Source organism: Oxynema aestuarii AP17 (assembly GCF_012295525.1).
GTDB lineage: Bacteria > Cyanobacteriota > Cyanobacteriia > Cyanobacteriales > Laspinemataceae > Oxynema > Oxynema aestuarii.
In genome coordinates this window covers 2,742,500-2,761,766 of the sequence record NZ_CP051167.1, presented here as the reverse complement: position 1 = coordinate 2,761,766, position 19,267 = coordinate 2,742,500, and the positions used below count along the sequence as shown (strand labels likewise).

Annotated in this window: 13 protein-coding genes; 8 read left to right on the top strand and 5 right to left on the bottom strand. The window is 49.7% G+C overall.

Features of this window, described 5'->3' with window-relative positions; genetic code table 11:
- The first annotated feature begins 55 nt into the window (after window positions 1–55).
- Window positions 56–3,898, top strand: coding sequence for a PAS domain-containing protein (locus HCG48_RS11340; RefSeq protein ID WP_168569247.1), 3,843 nt, complete (start codon window positions 56–58; stop codon window positions 3,896–3,898).
- 338 nt (window positions 3,899–4,236) lie between these two features.
- Window positions 4,237–4,956, top strand: coding sequence for a sel1 repeat family protein (locus HCG48_RS11335; protein WP_168569246.1), 720 nt, complete (start codon window positions 4,237–4,239; stop codon window positions 4,954–4,956).
- Window positions 4,957–5,024: 68 nt separating this feature from the next.
- Here HCG48_RS11335 and tatC read toward each other — a convergent pair whose 3' ends face one another.
- The gene (tatC, locus tag HCG48_RS11330; protein WP_168569245.1) at window positions 5,025–5,843 is read right to left on the bottom strand and encodes a twin-arginine translocase subunit TatC; all 819 of its coding nucleotides are present in this window, start codon (window positions 5,841–5,843) and stop codon (window positions 5,025–5,027) included.
- Between the two features lie 337 nt (window positions 5,844–6,180).
- On the opposite strand from tatC, the gene HCG48_RS11325 reads away from it, so the two are divergent.
- Window positions 6,181–6,780 (top strand): hypothetical protein, encoded by a 600-nt coding sequence (locus tag HCG48_RS11325; protein ID WP_168569244.1) that lies wholly within the window; start codon window positions 6,181–6,183, stop codon window positions 6,778–6,780.
- Between the two features lie 75 nt (window positions 6,781–6,855).
- Window positions 6,856–7,029, top strand: coding sequence for a hypothetical protein (locus tag HCG48_RS11320; RefSeq protein ID WP_168569243.1), 174 nt, complete (start codon window positions 6,856–6,858; stop codon window positions 7,027–7,029).
- Window positions 7,030–7,208: 179 nt separating this feature from the next.
- Here the strand turns inward: HCG48_RS11320 and HCG48_RS11315 are convergent, their stop codons facing one another.
- Window positions 7,209–7,406: a hypothetical protein gene (locus HCG48_RS11315; protein ID WP_168569242.1), complete on the bottom strand. Its 198-nt coding sequence runs from the start codon at window positions 7,404–7,406 to the stop codon at window positions 7,209–7,211.
- Between the two features lie 17 nt (window positions 7,407–7,423).
- Between HCG48_RS11315 and HCG48_RS11310 the strand changes: the two genes are divergently transcribed.
- Entirely contained in the window at window positions 7,424–7,954 is a 531-nt protein-coding gene (locus HCG48_RS11310) for a transposase (RefSeq protein WP_168569241.1), read from the top strand.
- A 135-nt stretch (window positions 7,955–8,089) separates the two neighbouring features.
- Here the strand turns inward: HCG48_RS11310 and HCG48_RS11305 are convergent, their stop codons facing one another.
- Window positions 8,090–8,536 (bottom strand): endonuclease domain-containing protein, encoded by a 447-nt coding sequence (locus tag HCG48_RS11305; protein WP_281362113.1) that lies wholly within the window; start codon window positions 8,534–8,536, stop codon window positions 8,090–8,092.
- Window positions 8,537–8,899: 363 nt separating this feature from the next.
- On the opposite strand from HCG48_RS11305, the gene HCG48_RS11300 reads away from it, so the two are divergent.
- Window positions 8,900–13,006: a cadherin domain-containing protein gene (locus HCG48_RS11300; protein WP_168569240.1), complete on the top strand. Its 4,107-nt coding sequence runs from the start codon at window positions 8,900–8,902 to the stop codon at window positions 13,004–13,006.
- Between the two features lie 91 nt (window positions 13,007–13,097).
- Here the strand turns inward: HCG48_RS11300 and HCG48_RS11295 are convergent, their stop codons facing one another.
- A complete protein-coding gene (locus HCG48_RS11295) occupies window positions 13,098–13,673 on the bottom strand; it encodes a Uma2 family endonuclease (RefSeq protein WP_168569239.1) in 576 nt (191 codons plus the stop codon).
- A 169-nt stretch (window positions 13,674–13,842) separates the two neighbouring features.
- Here HCG48_RS11295 and HCG48_RS11290 point away from each other — a divergent pair, with 169 nt between their 5' ends.
- Entirely contained in the window at window positions 13,843–14,811 is a 969-nt protein-coding gene (locus HCG48_RS11290; protein ID WP_168569238.1) for a GNAT family N-acetyltransferase, read from the top strand.
- Between the two features lie 46 nt (window positions 14,812–14,857).
- Here HCG48_RS11290 and HCG48_RS11285 read toward each other — a convergent pair whose 3' ends face one another.
- Window positions 14,858–16,282 carry an AAA-like domain-containing protein gene (locus HCG48_RS11285; RefSeq protein WP_168569237.1) on the bottom strand — a complete coding sequence of 475 codons (1,425 nt, stop codon included), beginning with the start codon at window positions 16,280–16,282 and terminating at the stop codon, window positions 14,858–14,860.
- A gap of 198 nt (window positions 16,283–16,480) precedes the next feature.
- Here HCG48_RS11285 and HCG48_RS11280 point away from each other — a divergent pair, with 198 nt between their 5' ends.
- A complete protein-coding gene (locus tag HCG48_RS11280) occupies window positions 16,481–19,264 on the top strand; it encodes a CHASE2 domain-containing protein (protein ID WP_168569236.1) in 2,784 nt (927 codons plus the stop codon).
- Window positions 19,265–19,267 lie beyond the last annotated feature (3 nt).

Below are 19,267 nucleotides of genomic sequence, written 5' to 3'. Positions count from 1 at the left end.
CATGGTACTATTTCGAGTTTTAATAGCAGCGTTCGAGACCAACTCCCTTGGCTCGATGCCGTCACCCGCCCTATCGACCCTAGAGCCGATCGCTCAGACGACGATCGCCCTCGCCGGGTGCGCGATCGCCTTGGCGTGCACCTACTGGTCGTTCAAACCCCAAGCGAGTCGGTTGCGACCGTTTCTCGGCTCCCTAGGCTTATGGGCGTCGGTCTGCGTGCTGGCGATCGCGGTCGATCTCGCGGGCGGGGGAGGCTCCCACGAACGGCAGTGGCTGGCGGTGGAGCTACTCGGCGCTTTGACGGCGTTAGCGGTGGGGATTTCCATCCCTCGAAGCGTTCGCCAATTCGTGGGATCGACGCCCGAGTATCCCGAGGACGAGAAAGGGAGCGGCGAGGGGGATACTTCTTTGGAATCGCCAAGCGCAAAGGGTACGCTCGCGAAGCGCGAAGCCATGGCTCAGGCTATACGCGATCGCCGTTTTCAAGCTATTTTCGACAATGCCCTCGAATCGATCGCCCTTCTCCAACCCGACGGCAGAGTATTAGAAATTAACCAAGCGGCGCTCGATTTGGCTCAGTTGACCCGGGACGAGGCGATCGGTCGTTTATTTTGGCAAATTCCGTGGTGGAATGCGACCCGGGGCGATCGCGACGATGCTCCTGGGGAGACCCTAAGCGCAAAGGGCACGCTCGCGAAGCGCGAAGCCATGGCTCAGGCTACACGCGATCGCCTCGCCGAGACCTTCGCCGAGCAAACCCGCAAAGCGTTCCAAGAGGCGATCGCGGGAACCGTCGCTCGCAGCGAATTCGAGTTCGATCTCAAGGACGACCGTTGCGCGATCGCGACGGTTTCGTTTAAAGCCATACGCGACGACAACGGCGCGATTCAATTCGCGATCGCCTTCGGACCGACGATCGACGGCGACGCCCACAGCCCATCGCAATTGTGCCTCTACCAAGAGCAGCTAGAAAAAACGGTCAGCGAACGCACGACGGCCCTTTGGGAAGCCAATGCCCAATTACAACGGGAGATCGGCGATCGGCAAACCATTGAAAATGCCCTGCGAAATAGCGAAGCGCGCTTGCAACGATTGGCGAAAAACGTCCCGGGAACCCTCTATCAATTCGTCCTCCAAGACGACGGTGCGATGCGCTTTCCCTTCATCAGCTCCGGATGTGAGGAGATTTACGAGCGATCGCCCGCCCAAATCGAAGCCGACGCCAGGGCGATCGTCGATGCGATCCACCCCGAAGACCGAGCCGAGTGGCGGCGATCGATCCTCGAATCCGCTCGAACCCTCACTCCGTGGTACTGGGAAGGTCGGATCGTCACTCCCTCCAACCAAATTAAATGGATTTGCGCCTCCTCGCGACCGGAAAAACAAGCGAACGGCGATATCCTCTGGGACGGTTTGATGATGGATATTACCGATCGCAAACAAGCCGAAGAAGCCTTGCGCGAAAGTGAGGAACGCTTGCAATTCGCCTTAGAAGGAACCGAACAAGGGCTGTGGGATTGGAATATCGCCACGGGAGAACTTTATTTCAGTCCCCAGTGGACGGCGATCCTCGGTTACGAAGAAGGAGAACTCGAAACCCACGCCCATTCTTTCGAGCAGTCGATTCATCCCGACGATATCGATCGCATGAAAGCGGTCTTGAGCGATCATTTAGAAGGACGCACCCCCATTTACGAAACCGAATATCGGATTAAAACCAAATCCGGCGAGTGGAAATGGATTCTCGGACGGGGCAAAGTCTGGAAGCGAGACGCCCGGGGCAATCCATTACGGGCGATCGGTATTCACCGGGATATCAGCGATCGCAAAGAATACGAACAAGCCCTCGTCGCCGCCCGCGAAGCCGCCCTCGAAGCCCTCTCGATCCGCTCTCAGTTTCTCGCCAACATGAGCCACGAAATCCGTACTCCGATGAATGGGGTGTTGGGAATGGCGAGACTGCTCTATCAAACCGAACTGAGTCCCAAACAGCAAGATTACGCCCAAATTATTCAAAATAGTGCGGTTCACCTGCTCGGGGTGATTAACGATATCCTCGACTTCTCTAAGTTAGAAGCGGGACAAATGCAACTCGACTGCATCGATTTCAATCTGGACGAATGTATAGAAGAAGTGGTCGAACTGCTCGCCGCCCAAGCGGAGATGAAAGGTCTGGAGTTGGTGGTGTTGGTTTACAGCCAGGTCCCGCGCCACTTACACGGCGATCCGGTGCGTCTGCGTCAGATCCTGCTCAATTTAGTCGGTAATGCGATTAAATTTACCGAACGCGGCGAGGTCATGGTTCAGGTGGCGTGGGAAAAGGAAACCCAAGAGGGTGTCTTGTTGCGCTTTTTCGTCGCCGATACCGGGGTGGGGATTTCCGAGGAAAATCAGCAAAAATTATTTCGCTCGTTTTCTCAGGTGGATGCGTCGGCGAGTCGGGAATATGGCGGGACTGGCTTGGGATTGGCGATTTGCAAGCAGTTGACCGAGTTGATGGGCGGTCAAATTGGGGTTGAAAGTCGTCTGGGGGTCGGTTCTAAGTTTTGGTTTACGGCGGAGTTTGGCAAACAACGTCAGGCCCTGTCGCCTCCGGTTCCGTTGGATTTGGCGGGGCGGCGGTTGTTGGTGGTGGCGCAGCATCCCCGAACGCGGCAGGTGGTGCAGTATTTGGCTCATTCTTGGGGAATGCATTCGGATGCGGTGGCTTCTGTGGAGTTGGCGAGAGAGGCGTTACAACGGTCGAGGCGGCGCGATCGCGTTTACGATGCGCTGTTGTTGGAGGTTCCGTTGGCGGATCGGGATTCTTCGGGTTCGGTGGTCGAGGGGATTGTCGGTGGTGAGTTGGGGCGGACTCGGGTGATTTTGATGAGTTCTCTGCAAGAGCGCGATCGCGTGGAAGAGTTGCTCGGTCCGGGGTCGAATCATTATTTGCTCAAACCCGTGAAGGCGTCGAAGTTGTTTGAGAAGTTGGTGGAGGTTCTCCGGTCGAGGGCGATCGAGTCGGCGGCGGTGGCGGTGGGATCGTCGGGCGATCGGGTCGCGTCTCCCCGGGAGAATCGCCGCGAAGGGTCTACGTCGGGCAGTGTGGGGGCGCGATCGCGTCGGTCCGGGCTCAAAATTTTGATCGCCGAGGATCATCCGGTCAACCAGCAAGTGATTCTCAATCAACTCGAAGCGTTAGGGTATGAGGGCGATTGCGTGGCGAACGGTCGCGAAGCCCTCGATCGCCTGGCGCAATGTCATTACGATATCGTGTTGATGGATTGCCAGATGCCCGTGTGTGACGGTTATCGGGCGACGGCGGAGTTACGCAAGCGCGAAGGAGACGGCGATCGCCATACGGTGACGATCGCCATGACGGCCCACGCTATGACGGAAGAACGGGAGAAATGTTTGGCGGCGGGAATGGACGATTATTTGAGCAAACCCGTGGAATTGGAAGCGTTAGCACGGATTTTGCACCGTTGGAGTCCTTCGTCTCCTACGGTTCGCGACGAACGCCCGGCGGGGGCGCTCTCCACGCCGAATTTACTGCTTGACCGGGCGCGATTGGATAATTTATCTCGGGGAAAACGACCGTTACAACGTCGTTTGCTGGTGGCTTTTTTGGAACACGCCCGCTCGGATTTGAGCGAGTTGGCGGCGGCGATTCGGGAACGAAACCCGGAGGCGATCGCCCACAAAGCCCATCGCTTAAAAGGATCGGCGGGCAATGTCGGCGCCCGAGGGATTGCGGCGAGTGCTGCCGAAATCGAACGCCTCGGCTCCGAGGCACAAAGTGATAGCGTTGAGGTCGGCGAAGTATCCCAGGCGATCGTCGCTTGTTTGACCGCGTTAGAACGGGATTTGGATCGTCTGGAAATGTTTGTCGATGGCGATTGGGATATAGAGTGAGAACAATCCGCCCGGGGCGGCGATCGCGCAGTTCGTTCCCTCGAAATTCAAACAAAAACTTAAACTAAAATTTAATCCGTGAAATCGTAAAAAAGACTACGGTATAAATATTGAAAGTCGGAGAGGGTAGATCCCAACCGAGCGATCGTTCCTATCCCCTCGGATTTTAGGGAACTCGATCGTGCTCAACCGGAGTCATATTGATTTAAGATTGCCAGTTTTCTCTCGCAAGAACGATCGTTTGGATCGGGAATTAATAATTTTTTCTTAACCAGACTAGATTGATGCCCGATTGAAGCGGGATTTTTTGCATTTTTTAAGTGACGGAGTATTTAATCATGCAACAACCGAGTTTAAAAAACACCTTTGAGCCTCGCGGAGTTCACCCCTTATTCCCCGAAGGGCAACGGTTTAAGGGAACGGTCTACCGCCACGGCGATCGCGGTGGGGCGATCGCTCCAGTGGTTTTAAGTGTTCACAGTGGTGGAATTTGGCAAAATTTACTCGGCGGTAACCCGCAAGAGCGATCGTGGGGTCGCCTGTTACAAATGAGCTGGGAAACCCTTACTGGGGGCGGCGCCATTCCCGCCGAACGGTCGGAGTATTTAGCGATCTTCGATTCTGCTTGGCTCGCTCTTTTGCGACAGTGGGTCGGTCGAGTTTCCCCGGAATTAAATTCCCTTGAAGCACTGAAATTGGCGGCGGTTCTCGTTAATTTGGGCGAGGCGATCGGGGAAAGTGCGATCGGCGATCGCGGGGAAAATACCGAAACGGCGATCGCCTGTTGCGAACTGGCTTTAGATGTTTTAAAACGCGATAGTTTTCCCCAAGCTCGCGCCCCGATTCACAACAACCTCGCGCTCATGTATAGCGATCGCCTCGGCGGCGATCGGCTGACCAATCTATCACGGGCGTTTTCTCACTACGAACGCGCCGCGCAAGTCTCCCGCCGCCAACCCTTCCCCGAAACCTGGGAGTCCGTTCCTCTGGTGTGGTCCGAACCGGATAACCGCTTGAATTCTCGTTCTCGTTTCCCCATGGAGGCGATCGCCTGTTAATTCTTCTCTCCTAACTTGTCCCTAAAGACAATAAGGGCGCCTGTTTTGGCGCCCTCGATCTTTTCTGATTAACGTCCGAACACCTTCACTAAACCAATTCCCCCGAAATACAAACCGACCACCGCGCCACCGAGGAGACATTGGGTGAGGGGGTCGGTCGAAGGGGTTAAAATAGCGCCTAAAATCGCCGCGCCAAGAATGATGTAGCGCCACCCAGAAAGCATTTTTTGCGAAGAAACAATTCCGAGGGTACCTAAAAGGAGTTGGATCACGGGAATTTGAAAGGCGATTCCCGTCGAAAAGAGCAGTAATAAGACAAATTCAAAGTATCGCTCGATCGACCACATTTGATCGACCACTCCCGCGCCATAATTGGTAAAAAACTGCAAAGCGGCGGGAATCAGGGCAATATAAGCAAATCCTAACCCCAAAAGGAATAAAAAGGCCGATCCGAACACGATCGGGCCGATGATGCGCCGTTCCCGACGAGTCAACCCGGGAAGCACGAACTGGAGGATTTGGTAAAGGACGAAGGGACTGGCGAGAATTAAGCCGCTATACCCCGCGACTTTGACCGTGACGAAGAAATATTCCCCAGGAGAGAGTTGGAGGAAGGTGACGCCACGGGCCGGAATTTCCAGCAAGCGGACGAGGGGTTTAACAAAGACAAAACACCCCACAAATCCGACGGCGATCGCCGCGATCGCGTAAAATAGCCGTATTCGCAGTTCTTCGAGATGATCGAACAGCGACATCTCAACTTCGTCGGGGATTTCGTCGAGATAGGGGTCGTAGTCGGGATCGTCGTTCGATTCGTAGTCCGCCGGATCGTACAGTTTCGGCGGATCTTGTTGGGGGATGCTCTCTAATTCAGACGGTGGGGTCATCACTCGCGTGGGCTTGCACTAAGTTTGAGTCTCTCTGTTTGACTATTGTAGTGGGAATGGTTCGATGCGGTGGACCGTGCTTGAATCGAGGGCTTGTGTGACAACCCTGGCGCCGTCTGTTCCCACAGCGTCTCACGAAGTTGAGGGGCTTTCAGGGATTTCGATTACAAAAAATCAAAATATCGCCAAGTTTAAACCGTATTTATACGTACTTTTTGATGGAATTTATCAAAAAAATATCTACACAATCCGGGTAAATACGGTTTTAAATTAAAAATTGCTCGGCAGAAAATAAGATTATATATTTTTCGTATCGCTTCTAGTCTTATATCGAAGCGTGGATATCGCCTCTGAGATACACTCTCGGAAAGCGAAAGCGAACGTAGCCGTTATCAATCGATTCGATCGCAGGGCGATTCCAGTTCAAACAAGAGAGAATAAGGAGTGGGCGCCATTAATTGATTTAGACTTCTACGGCGCCAAGAACTTCGATTTAGCCGTTGAAGGACTGACAAGTCCCGGGCAACTTTATCAACACTTAGCTGATTTTGGCCTCGCCGAAGGTCGTCCATTTTCGCCGTGGGTTGATTTAGAATATTACATCGACCAAAATAGCGATTTGAAAGCTAATTTTGGCAACAATACCGTTAAAGCTTTCGAGCATTTACAAACTTTTGGGTTGGATGAAGGTCGGGATTTTTCTCCTAATTTAGATTTAAGTTTTTATCTAGAACATAATCTAGATTTGAGTGCTATTTTTGGAGAACACGCGCGATCGGCTTTTGAACATTTACAACTTTTGGGGATCCGGGAGGGTCGAGTTTTTCTCCCGGAAATGATATGTACATGGCGGACTTATATCTATCCAATGGAGACGGCACCTTTGAAAAACGTCCCATGCACCCTTTATGGAATGAACTCAATGGGAATTTGGTGAATATAGTCAGTAGCTATGCCTAAAGTGTTTTCGAGATTAGCTGCTGGCTAAAACATAGAAATCTCTAATACACTATTGCCTTATTTCTTCCAAGGAGAAACAGCAGAAACGATCGCTTTTTTCCAAGACACGCTCGCTTTTCCCCAACAGAGCGATCGCCCCTTTCCCAGAGAGCGATCGCCCCTTTCCCAGAGAGCGATCGCCCTCCCAGAAATGCGATCGCTTTCCAAAAAGCGGGATTTGTTGTAGCGGCGATTCGCGAATCGCCCCTACATTACCGCTCGATCCCCTGTTTTTTTTCAGAGAGCGATCGCCTTTTCCTTCAAAGAGCGATCGCCTCTTTTCTCCTAGAGAGCGATCGCCCTCCCAGAAATGCGATCGCTTTCCAAAAAGCGGGATTTGTTGTAGCGGCGATTCGCGAATCGCCCCTACATTACCGCTCGATCCCCTGTTTTTTTCAGAGAGCGATCGCCTTTTCCTTCAAAGAGCGATCGCCTGTTTTCTCCTAGAGAGCGATCGCCCTCCCAGAACTGCGATCGCTTTCCAAAAAGCGGGATTTGTTGTAGGGGCGATTCGCGAATCGCCCCTACATGAGCGTGAACTTGCGATACACTAAAATGACTCATCTAACTGCACCAAAACTATGCCCTACAATCCGGAAAAACCTCGGCGCAGTTCCCTACGATTGAAAGGATATGACTATACCCAACCAGGAGCATATTTTGTTACACTTTGCACTAAAAATCGGGAATGTTTGTTTGGTGAAGTCGTTGGTAAGGTCGTAGAATTAAACGAGTACGGTCGTATTGCTGCTGAAATGTGGCAATGGCTCGCTCGACAATACCTTTATGTAGAATTAGATGCTTGGGTGGTGATGCCAAATCATTTACATGGTATTCTCATTATTACTGATACTTGTAGCGAAAGCGATCGCAAACCTTTGGGTGGTTTGGTGGGAGCTTTTAAAACTGTTTCCGGTCGAAAAATTAACCAATTGCGCGATACGCCTGGTTATCCGGTCTGGCAACGTGATTTTTACGATCGCATCAATCGCAATGATAAATCTCTACACAATATCCGTCAGTACATCGCGAACAATCCGCTACAATGGGATGAGGATTTAGAAAATCCTAATTGCGATCGTGAAGTGCAATCAAGGCAGATTCCATTTTAACCCCTGTAGATTTCCTTGTAGGGGCGATTCGCGAATCGCCCCTACATTTGATGCGATCGCCCCCAATCCCAGAAATACGATCGCCCCCAATCCCAGAAATGCGATCGCCCTTTTTCCCACAGATAACATCCTCTCTTAAAAGCCCCCCTTCTTAAGGGGGGTTGGGGGGATCCAACCCTCTAACTCCTGACAAACCCCCTCAATATTCTGCAACACATCAACATTAGTAAACCTAACTAACGTTATCCCATATCCTTCTAAAATCCGCGTCCTCTCTTCATCATAGTCTTGACACTGTTGGGTAAAATGACTGTCTCCATCAATTTCAATAACCAACTTCAAACTCGCACAATAAAAGTCAACAATAAAATTATCAATGGGGCGTTGTCTCAAAATACGCAAGGGAAAATGTCGCAAGCACTCCTGCCAAAGTTTTTTCTCCGCAGTTGTGGGATTTTGCTGCATTTGTTTAGCAATGGAGATAAGTTGGGAATTGTAGGGCAGGTAAAAGTTGGAGTTGTTACATCTTGCGACGATACCCCCTTGGCTTTCGGATAAATTATGGCGTAGAACCCCCCCCACCCCCCTTGGAAAGGGGGGCTAGTTTATTAATATTTTGATGTATTGCGATCGCCTGTTCTCCCAGAATCGCCCTTCAATTAAGATTCTTAACGAAAGCAAGGCTATAATCCCTTAGTATTCCCAATTCTCAGTTGGGTTTTGCTATTTCTCCGATCTTGTCGGCGATCGAAACCTCAAGATCTCAAAAAGATCTCAAATTTTATTACTTTTTATCAACTTCCAGGCCGATCGCGGGCGATCGCGCTTTTTTTTGACCCGCAAACACCTCAACTTTTATCAACTTTTCTATATTTGCACTTTTGTTCTCCGAGGCCATGCTGGAGTTAAAAGATACCGCCGCAGAATAAAAGGGAGGAAACCATCATGACCCAGGATACTTTTAAACTAGAAGTTGGCAAACTCGACACGAGCAATTTAACCAACCAAGGCTTTACCTCCGTTAACTTCAGTTCGAGCTTCGGCAGCACTCCTGTTATTTTCAGTCAGGTACAGACGAACAACGATACCGAGTTTGTCCGTACCCGTCAGAACAATATTAGTTCGACGGGGTTCTCCCTGGCGATGGAAGAAGAAGAAGCCTTGCAAAACGGACACGCCCTCGAATCGGTAGGTTGGCTGGCGTTGGATGCCGTTGAGGGAAATTGGGACGGTCATTTGTTTGAAGCGGGGAGTACGGGAACGAGTGTCAATCAAAATTTTTCGACGATCGCCCTCTCCTCGGAGTTTGCCGAAGCCCCGGAATTGATGGCAGCGATGGCGAGCTATAACGGATCCGATCCGGCGGGGGTGCGCTACCGCAACTTGGGAACCGACAGTGTAGACGTCAAAATCGAAGAAGACCAAAGTCACGATACCGAAGTCGATCACGCTAACGAAGTTGTCAATTTTCTGGCGTTGGAAGGCGAGGGACTGCTGACCGATGTCAACGGGACAGTTATCGGCGAGTTCGGACGGATTACTAACTTCAACCAGAACAGCCAGACCATCGACCTCCAAAACAGTTATACGAATCCGGTGGTGTTTCTGCCTACCCTGTCTTACAACGGTGCCGATCCCTCTACCACTAGGATTACGGCGATCGACAGCGACAGTTTCACCACATTTTTAGAAGAGGCGGAATATAAAGACGGCAGTCACACCACGGAAGATGTGAGCTACTTTGTATTCGAGGCGGGAAGTTGGGAACTGGGGATCGGCGAGCAGCTTTCCGGGTCGAGTGACGACGATCTGTTAGTCGGCGGTCTCTACAACGATATTATTGAGGGCGGTTCGGGAGATGACATCATCGTCGGGAAAGAAGGCGGTGACGTGGTATTTGGAGACGGGGGAGCCGATTATTTCTGGCTGACTGACATTGCAGACGGCGGTGATACCGTTCAAGATTTCAACTCGGCAGAAGGCGATCGCCTCGTCTTGTCGGCGACGTTGGAGCAAACTGCCAATTTCGACCAACTGGCGTTCGACAGTGCCACCGGAACTCTCTCTCTCGCTGGAAATGATTTAGTAACCTTACAAAATGTCGCGAGCCTCGATCTTGAGACTGACATTATTGTGAGTGAGGCGTTTGGCATCGAAGAGCATAGTGAGAATGGGACGGTGGTGGGTAGTGTGGCGATCGCCAATCCAGCCAGCAGCAATGCCTACCAAATCGTCCAAGGCAACAGTGACGGGATTTTCGCGATCGACAGTCTCACTGGAGAGCTTTCCGTCGCCGACAGCAGCCAACTCGATCGCGAAACCGTCGATTTACATCAACTGTTCGTCGAAGCCACCGACGCGAGCGGGCAGACCTTAAGCAAATACGTTACCGTCCATGTCAGCGACGTCAACGAAGCCCCGAGTTTTTCCGGCTCGACGAGTTTCAGTATTGGCGAAAATCCGCACGATGGAGCCGTCGTCGGAACCGTGAGTGCGACGGATCCCGAAGCGGACACGATCGCCTACAAAATCGTCAGTGGGAACGAACGGGACGCTTTTACCATTGACGAAAACACCGGGGAAATTACGATCGCCGACGGACGCGAACTCGACTACGAAACTCAGAATAGTTATACTCTCACCCTCAAGGCGATCGACGCGCGGGGAGAAACCACCACAACCGACGTGGCGATCGCCATTGAAGACGGGAACGAAGCGCCGGAAATTGCGCTCGACGACGACGAAACCTTTATTTTCCACGACGAAAACAACAACAACGGTACGATCGTCGCGCGAGTTCCCGCAACCGATGAAAATGGACAAAACCCGATTTTCAGTGTCGTTGGCGGAACGGGTCAAAACTATTTCGACATTACAGTCGATGGCAAAATTATTATCGCCGATGCCGTCGGACTGCGATCGGATGGAGCCGACGAATACAACTTAAACATTCAAGTTGCCGACGGATTCAACCAAAGTTTAACCGACGAAGTAACGGTCGTTCTCGAAAAAAGTCAATTTACCAATGTCATCGGGCAATATGGGACAGATAGTCCCTTCAATCCGATCGATGTCGGTGACTATTCCCACCCAACATTTGCAGATATCGATCGCGATGGAGATATGGATGCTTTTGTCGGGCGATCGGACGGAACCATCGCTTATTTCTCCAACAACAACGGTAGCTTTGTCCCCGACAACAATCTCAATCCACTCAAAAGTGTCAATCTTCCCGATACTGGCGCCGATCCTACTTTTGCAGATATCGACAACGACGGCGATTTAGATGCCATTATTGGCGGCAATCTCAATGAGATCTACTACTACCAAAATAATAACGGTAGTTTTGTCGAAAAAACGGGAAGTGCAAATCCCTTTGACAGCATCACTGGATTCAATCCATCCTTTGCAGATATCGACGAAGATGGAGATTTAGATGCTTTCATTCCTGAGGGAAAAGACAGCGATTACTCGATTAACTACTATCGCAACGACGGCGGTACTTTTACCGAAGACAGCAACAACAATCCTTTCCAAAACAACATTCCTGTCACTCCCGATGTGGCCTTTGCCGATATCGATGGAGATGGAGATACCGATGCGGCAGTAGGAGCAAACGACGGCAAAATTAAATATTTCCGCAACGATAACGGCATCTTTAACGAGCAAACAGGCAGTAACAACCCGTTTAACAGCATTGATGTTGGCGACAATGCCCGTCCGAGTTTTGCCGATATCGACGATGATGGCTATCTCGATTTAGTCGTCGGTTCTAATGACGGCAAACTGGCATATTACAAAGGAACGCAGAGCGTTTTTAGTCTCGACTTTTCGAGTGCGGGTCAAAGTGTTTGGGATAGTGGTTCTTCCACCCAGTTAGAGTGGAATTGGTCGCCCTTACAAGACTTGATTGGTACCGACAAAATCACTTGGGATATTACCCCGTCAAAAGACTTTGGTTTTGTCGAAGTTGGGGCGGGAACTTATGGCGGTATCGGCTTAAATACGGGATATGCGATCGACTCGGGCAGTATTGATTCCGAATTGCCTGTGGATGTCTGGGTTGACCTTCCAGAATCCATCAGTTCCGGTCAAACGATTACCCTGTCTTCGGGATTTTCCCTCGCCGATACGGCTAACTTTGAAACGACCACGCCCCGACTGTCCGCTTACCTCGATTTTCTCTTCGAGATTTATGCCGGAGGCTGGGTAACGATCGACTACAAAATCGACGACTACACCTATGATATTAGTGCAGTCGATATCGACGAGTCGTTTAACTTCCAGTTCGATACGGAGGATATGAATTTCTCCTTCGACGAAATTGAAAATGATAGTTTTACGATCGGTTCGTTTGGGTATGAAACGGGTGGATTTGGGGATATTTCCGGTTATACTCCCAACATCGATATTGAAGGCGATCGCGCCAGCAGCAACAGTCTTTCCGGTTACAAGAGCGACCTATTCTTAGATGCGAGTTTGGATTTAGATAAGGTCTTGTTAACGGCACTTTCTGAAGCGGGTATTCCTTATTTGAGTGCCGCCGCCGAAGCCCTCGATTATGTTATTGAAGGCAATTTAGATCTCGGCCTTGCTTATGCCAATTGGAACTTGTTTGATGCCTCATTTACCGGGGATTTCTATCTGGCGCAAGATCTAGATTTGACTGTCGATGAATTAACCGGGGAATTGAATGTGGAAGGGTATGCCAATCCAGTACCTTTCACCGTCGGAACTGACTTGCAAATTACGCCGCAAGATACGAATGGAGATGGCAAAGTCGATATTACGGGAACGGTGAATATCGATCCGATACTGAACAATACGACCTCGGTTGAGTACGAGTTGGATATTCCCTTAACCGCTTTGGAAGGATCGGCGGGTTACGATGTATCGATCTGGCCTTTTGACTTTAGTGATGACGTAGAATTCGGTCCGGTGTGGAGTGACAATATTGACATCAACAACGGAAGTTTTGACCTGTACAGTAGCAGTTTCGACCTCGGTGGTTTCAACACTGCCGAAATTGACTTCTCGATTCCGATCGCTTAAGCTTAATGACCGTTGAGTGAAGTTAGTTTGAATATCGCCAAGGACGGGAAAACTGCCCGTCCTTTTCAGTTTTTATAGCTTTTTTACGGGTCTATAAAATTCCAGTCAAATCTAACTCAAAGTCCGGCAAAATCGTTTCACCAGAAAGTGTTTTGGGAGAAGATAAAATTTCCGGTTCTCGATGCGGTCGATAAATTTCTACGATTTGCCGTTCCGGGTCGATTAACCAACCGAGTTCGGCTCCGTTTTCGCGATATTCTTGCATTTTAGCTTGTAACTTGCTCAAGTCGTCGGAAGGCGATCGCAATTCCACGACCATATCGGGACACAAAGGGACAAATTTCGCCTGTTCTTCCGCAGTTAGAGCGTTCCAGCGTTCGCGACGAACCCAAGACGCATCGGGAGAACGGTTGGCCCCGTTAGGCAGTTTAAATCCGCCGGAAGAATCAAAGACTTTGCCGAGTTTTGTTGACCGATTCCACGCCATCAGTTGGTAAATTAGCTCGGCGTTGCGATTGCTCGTCATTCCTCCCGTCGGTGACATAATTGTGAGTTCTCCGTTCGCCGTGCGTTCAAATTTTAAGTCGCGGTGTTGTTGACAGAGCTGGAAAAATTGCTCGTCACTCAATTGCAGATTTAATTCTAGAAGAGCGGGGAGATAAACCATGAGGACTCCTATTGTTGCTACATTAGGGGGCGATCGCCCGTTGGGATTTGAATTCTAAAATTGGTGAAAGATATCAACTTTTATCAACTTTTCTATATTTGCACTTTTTCTAGGGTGAGCCATCCTAGAGATGGAAGAGCAAACCTATTGATTCGAGGGAGCGATCGCCATGATGAATCCACAAGTAGTGACCCAATTTCCTCAACCTTCAAATGCAATGAACGATCGCTCGATTGATAATCCAGAAAATCAAGTCAAATATCAGTTTGTTTATAACATAACCCCGATGAATTTGGGTCAGCTCGATCCGTTTACTTATCCTCGGATTCAATATCGGCGATCGTCGGAAGGCGATCGCGGCATAACTTATGGTATATCTGCTTCCATTTCAGGGAAACTCGTCGGCTTAATTTTAGCGAACTATAACCATCATCAACAAACGGCTGAAATTATTTCTTTTTTAGTTTTACCCCAATACCGTCGAGAAGGAATTGGCACGCGATTGTTGCAAAATCTGGAAAGGTTTTTAGTAAAAATTGGCTGCCGTCAAATGAGTGCTAAATATCGCACGACAGAGGTGACAAAATTAGCACTGGAATCCATTTTCAAAAATCAAAATTGGCAACTTCCTCGATTGAATTTTATTTTAACAAAAACGAACATCGAACGACTCAAACAGGCTCCTTGGGTCTATCGATATTCTCTTCCAGAAAAGTTTACCGTTTTTCCCTGGTTTGAATTAAGCGATCGCGAACGAAAACGGATTTTAGAACGCAAGCAATATCCGGACGCTTTAACACCATTTAGTAACGATCCGCGTTTGGAATCGATTAATAGTTTAGGATTGCGCTATCAAGGAGAAGTCATTGGCTGGACGATTACTCATCGGGTTGCCTCGGATACAATTCGCTATTCCACTATGTTTGTCGAAAGACCATTTCAAAAATTCGGTCGTGGATTTGCCTTATTAACCGAATCGGTTCGCCGACAAATTGACAGTGGAATTCCTTATGCAACTGCAGCCGTTGCTACGGAAAATTTAGGGATGTTGCGATGCATCGAACGCTATTTTAAACCCTACGGCGATTTGATTTCTGAATCTCGCTATTGTGCTAAAGAATTACAAAAAGATCCATGAAGAAATAGGATCGTTCCCAATAATGTTATTGGATCTATTGATTCAATTAGCTAAGGAGGCGATCGCGGAAATATTGCCGATATAAATCGCAGCTTACCGTCACTTGGTTGCCCAGTAAATTCACTAAACCCATACTGTAAAGCTTGAAAGCATCTACCTGTTCTAACTCGACCGGATCCTCAGTTTGAAGAACTCGAATAAAGGCACGAGCGAGATCGGGATTCTGTTGTAGGTAGCGTAAATTTCGGTGTAAAACTTCTCCGTAAATTCCCGAATCTGTAGAGGCATTTTCGATCAGTTCTCGCCAAGATAGATCGCCTTTTGCTAAATGATAAAGACTCAAACGAATGAGATAAGGATGTCCGGCAACTAATTCCATTAATTGAGAAATTTGCTCGGTTCCAAGATCGAGGTGGTGACGACGAATTAAATCGGAAACTTGCTGGATGTCAAAGGGTTGGAGTTCGACGCGCAAGCCGATATTTAATGGAGATTGATTGATATCTAAAGGAATGTAAATTTCGGTAGAGTGAACCATAATTAAGCGCAGTTTTTGCCAAGTCGCATCCGTTTTAGTCCGTTCGTACCAAAATCGAAGTAAGGTTAGAAATTCTTTGGCAAGATCGGGATGTTCGATGATTTGGTTGACTTCTTCTAAAGCTAAAATGAAGGGGGTTTTTATGGAATTCAAGAGATAGGCTTCTAGATATAAAGTACAACTCATTTTACTGCCGAGATCTTCATCCCAAAAGTTATCTAGATTGGGTTTAAGGCCGAGTTGTAATGCTAAATTAGAACAAAACCAACGTAATAGGCGATTGAGATCGATAAGAGCTGTTGCTTCAATTTGCTGAAAGTGGAGTAATCCGGTGGTATAACCTTTCTGTTTCGCTCGTGCTAGAATACGATTCATCATCGAACTTTTGCCCATTTGTCGGGGAGCTTTGATCCGAATAAAACTGCCTGGTTTTTCGATTTCACGATCGCACTGAGATTCGTAGGGGACTCGTTCGATATAAAAAGGAGAGCCGAGAGGAACGCTATTTTGAGGCCATTCTAATTCGAGTTCAAAAGGTTGATATTGAATGGGACTGAATTCTCCGCGACTGAATTTTCTGCGATCTTGTGGGTCGCGATCGCCCAACTCGTTAACAAAACTATCGTCATTAGAAGGAGGTTCTAGATCGACTTTAGTGGAATCGAGAATATAGCGTTCGATCGCCGAACGAACGTTAATCTTTGTAACTTTTTCGCCGAATGCTCTAGACAGGAGCTTCCATAATTTAGGGCCGACCCCTTGCTTGATATAATTAGCAGAGTAGCCGCATTCTTTAGCAATTTCGTCGTAAGTCTTTTTGGTTTCTTGCCAAGATTCATGGAGTATTATTCTTTGTAAGTCATTGAGATGCTCTCCCGTTTTCTGGAAAACTAAATCTTCGGTGATTTGCAATTGTTCTTCAAAGGATTTCATGGCGACTGATAAAAACAATCCATTCAAACGAGCGATTGCCTGTTTTTGTTCGCGGCGTCATGTCGATCTTCAATCGAGAGTATTGTAGCGTAAACTCGGCGATCGTTATGGTTATATTGTGAATTTTTTGTTTTCCAATAATTAAAATGTCAGCCCAAAATAACAAGATCGTTGAAATGATTTAAAGTTAGGTCATCTATGCACTATCAAGTTGGTGGAAGTCTTACGGTTGACGCTCGAAGTTATATCAATAGAAAAGCCGATCGTGACCTGTATAGTGCCTTAAAAAAGGGGGAATTCTGCTACATTCTCAATTCGAGACAAATGGGAAAATCGTCGTTATTAGTTCGGGCAAAAGATCGTCTCGAAGCAGAAGGATTTGTCTGTGCGGCGTTAGATTTAACCGGAGTGGGGAGCAATAATGTCACGGCAGAGCAATGGTACAAAGGGGTTGTTTCGCAACTGTGGATGGGGTTTAAGTTACTGGGGAAAGTTAATTTAAAAAACTGGTGGAACGATCGCGCCGACTTGCCCGTTTTACAGCGTTTGAGTCAATTTGTAGCGGAAGTGTTATTGGTAGAGTTTCCGCAAACTCGGTTGTTTGTCTTTATCGACGAAATAGACAGCACGATGAGCTTGCCGTTTTCCGTCGATGATTTCTTTGCATTTATTCGATTTTGTTACAATCAACGGGCATTCGATCGCGACTACGATCGGATTGCATTTGCTATTTTCGGTGTTGCGAATCCTGCGGATTTAATCCGCGACAAAAACCGAACGCCTTTTAATATTGGTAAAGCGATCGCCCTCAATGGATTTACCTTAAAGGAAGCGGCACCCCTGGCTGGCGGTTTGCAAGGCGATCGCCGGGGGGAGCAAACCCAAAAACAACTCAGCGAAATTTTACATTGGAGTGGGGGACAACCCTTTTTAACCCAAAAACTTTGTCAGTTATGCCTAGAAACAGGGGCGCGATCGCCGATTTTTGAACTGGTGCGATCGCGCATCATCGAGCATTGGCAATCCCAAGACGAACCGCAACATTTACGAACGATCGCCAACCGAATTCTCTACAACCAAGAACTGGCAGGAAGACTACTCGGACTCTACCAACGCATCCTCGCCGGAGAGCGGATAGAAACGGACGATTCTCGCGAACAAATCGAGTTATTACTCTCGGGGTTAGTCGAAAATCGAGCCGGATCCTTGACTGTCAAAAACCCGATTTACGCTGCCGTATTTAATACCGAATGGGTCGCCCATCAATTAGAAAACTTGCGCCCCTACGCGACTCAATTTAACACCTGGATCGCCTCGAAAGGCGAAGACGAATCGCAATTATTGCGGGGATTGGCATTGCAAGAAGCTCTGGCGTGGTCGGCGAACAAACAACTGAGCAATCTCGACTATCGCTTTCTCAGTGCGAGTCAAGATCTGGAAAAACGGGGGGTCGAAACGGATTTGGCGGTGGAACGAGGGCAACGGGAAAAGGCACAATTTGCCCTGGAAGCGGCCCGGGAAGCTCACGAGATTTTAGGACGGGCGCGCCAATGGGCGCGGGAACGCACGAAAAACGTGCATTTGGGTCGAGGTTGGATCGCCGCGATCGCCGTCGGGGCGGCAATGGGGACGATCGCCCTGCGCTGGACGGGCTGGCTGCAAGGGGCCGAATGGGTGTTGCTCGATCGCTGGTTCCAACTGCGTCCCCTCGAAGCCGTCGATCCGAGAATCGCGATCGTGTCGATCGACGAAGCGGATTTAGAGGCGATCGGCGAATACCCTATCTCTGACGCAGTTTTAGCCCGGGCGATCGCCAAAATTGCGGCTCGAAACCCGAGGGCGATCGGCTTAGATCTCTATCGGAATTTGCCCGTGGAACCGGGATATACACAATTAGCCCAAGTGTATCAAAGTACGCCTTCTTTAATCGGGATCGAAAAAGTGGTCGGCGAACGAGTCGGACCGCCGCCGATTTTGGCCGAACGAGGTCGAGTCGGCTTTGCGGATCAAGTGTTAGACGGGGACGGAACCGTGCGCCGCGCCTTGCTTTCCGTGAGGGGAGAAGACGGATCGGTGCAACTGAGTTTGGCGGTGAAATTAGCCCTGGCGTATTTACAAACGGAAGGGATCGAAGCCCAAGGGCGCGATCGCGATCGCATCGACCTGGGAAAAACGACCCTGACCGCCTTCAAACCGGACGATGGAGGTTATGTGAGAGCCAAAGCGGGGGGCTATCAAATCCTGCTTGATTTTCGCCGAACCTCCGATCGGTTCGCGACCTTTCCGATCGCCGACCTCCTCGCCGATCGCCTGCCCCCAGAGGCATTGCGCGATCGCGTCGTCCTCGTAGGGGCAACGGCAGAAAGTATCAACGACTTATTCCAAACCCCCTACAGCAGCCGAATTGCGGGCGCCCCCCAACGGATGCCCGGGGTCGTGGTTCACGCCAATATCGTCAGCCAACTGCTGAGTGGAGCCTTAGAGGGGCGATCGATGTTGCGCGTCTGGCCCGAGACGGTCGAATGGGCCTGGATTGGCTTGTGGGCGGCGATCGCGGCGGGATTGGCGTGGCGGTGGCCCCGTCCGATCGCGATCCCGGGAATGGCGATCGGGGTTATCGGAGCGATCGCGGCGATCGCGGCGGCAGCCTTTTTCCTCGGCTGGTGGATTCCCGCCATTCCGACGGCGATCGCCGCCCTCCTCGCCGCCAGCTCTTTGCCGATCCTGACCGCAAAACAGCGCGCCACCTTAGAACTGTGTGAGACCGTCGAGGCGATCGCGCAGATTGCCGCCGACCGAGAAGCTGCCGGACGGATCGCGATCGAATATCTCAAACAAGGCGAAAGTCAGGAAACCGCCGCCGCGATCGAGCGCCGCTTTGCTGCGATCGCGCCTTTACAAAGTGGCGGTCAAACCTGCTCGGCGCTGCTAGAATCGGGGCAGCCCGATCCAGTCCCAAGGGTTCAAGCGAACGGAGATTGAGCG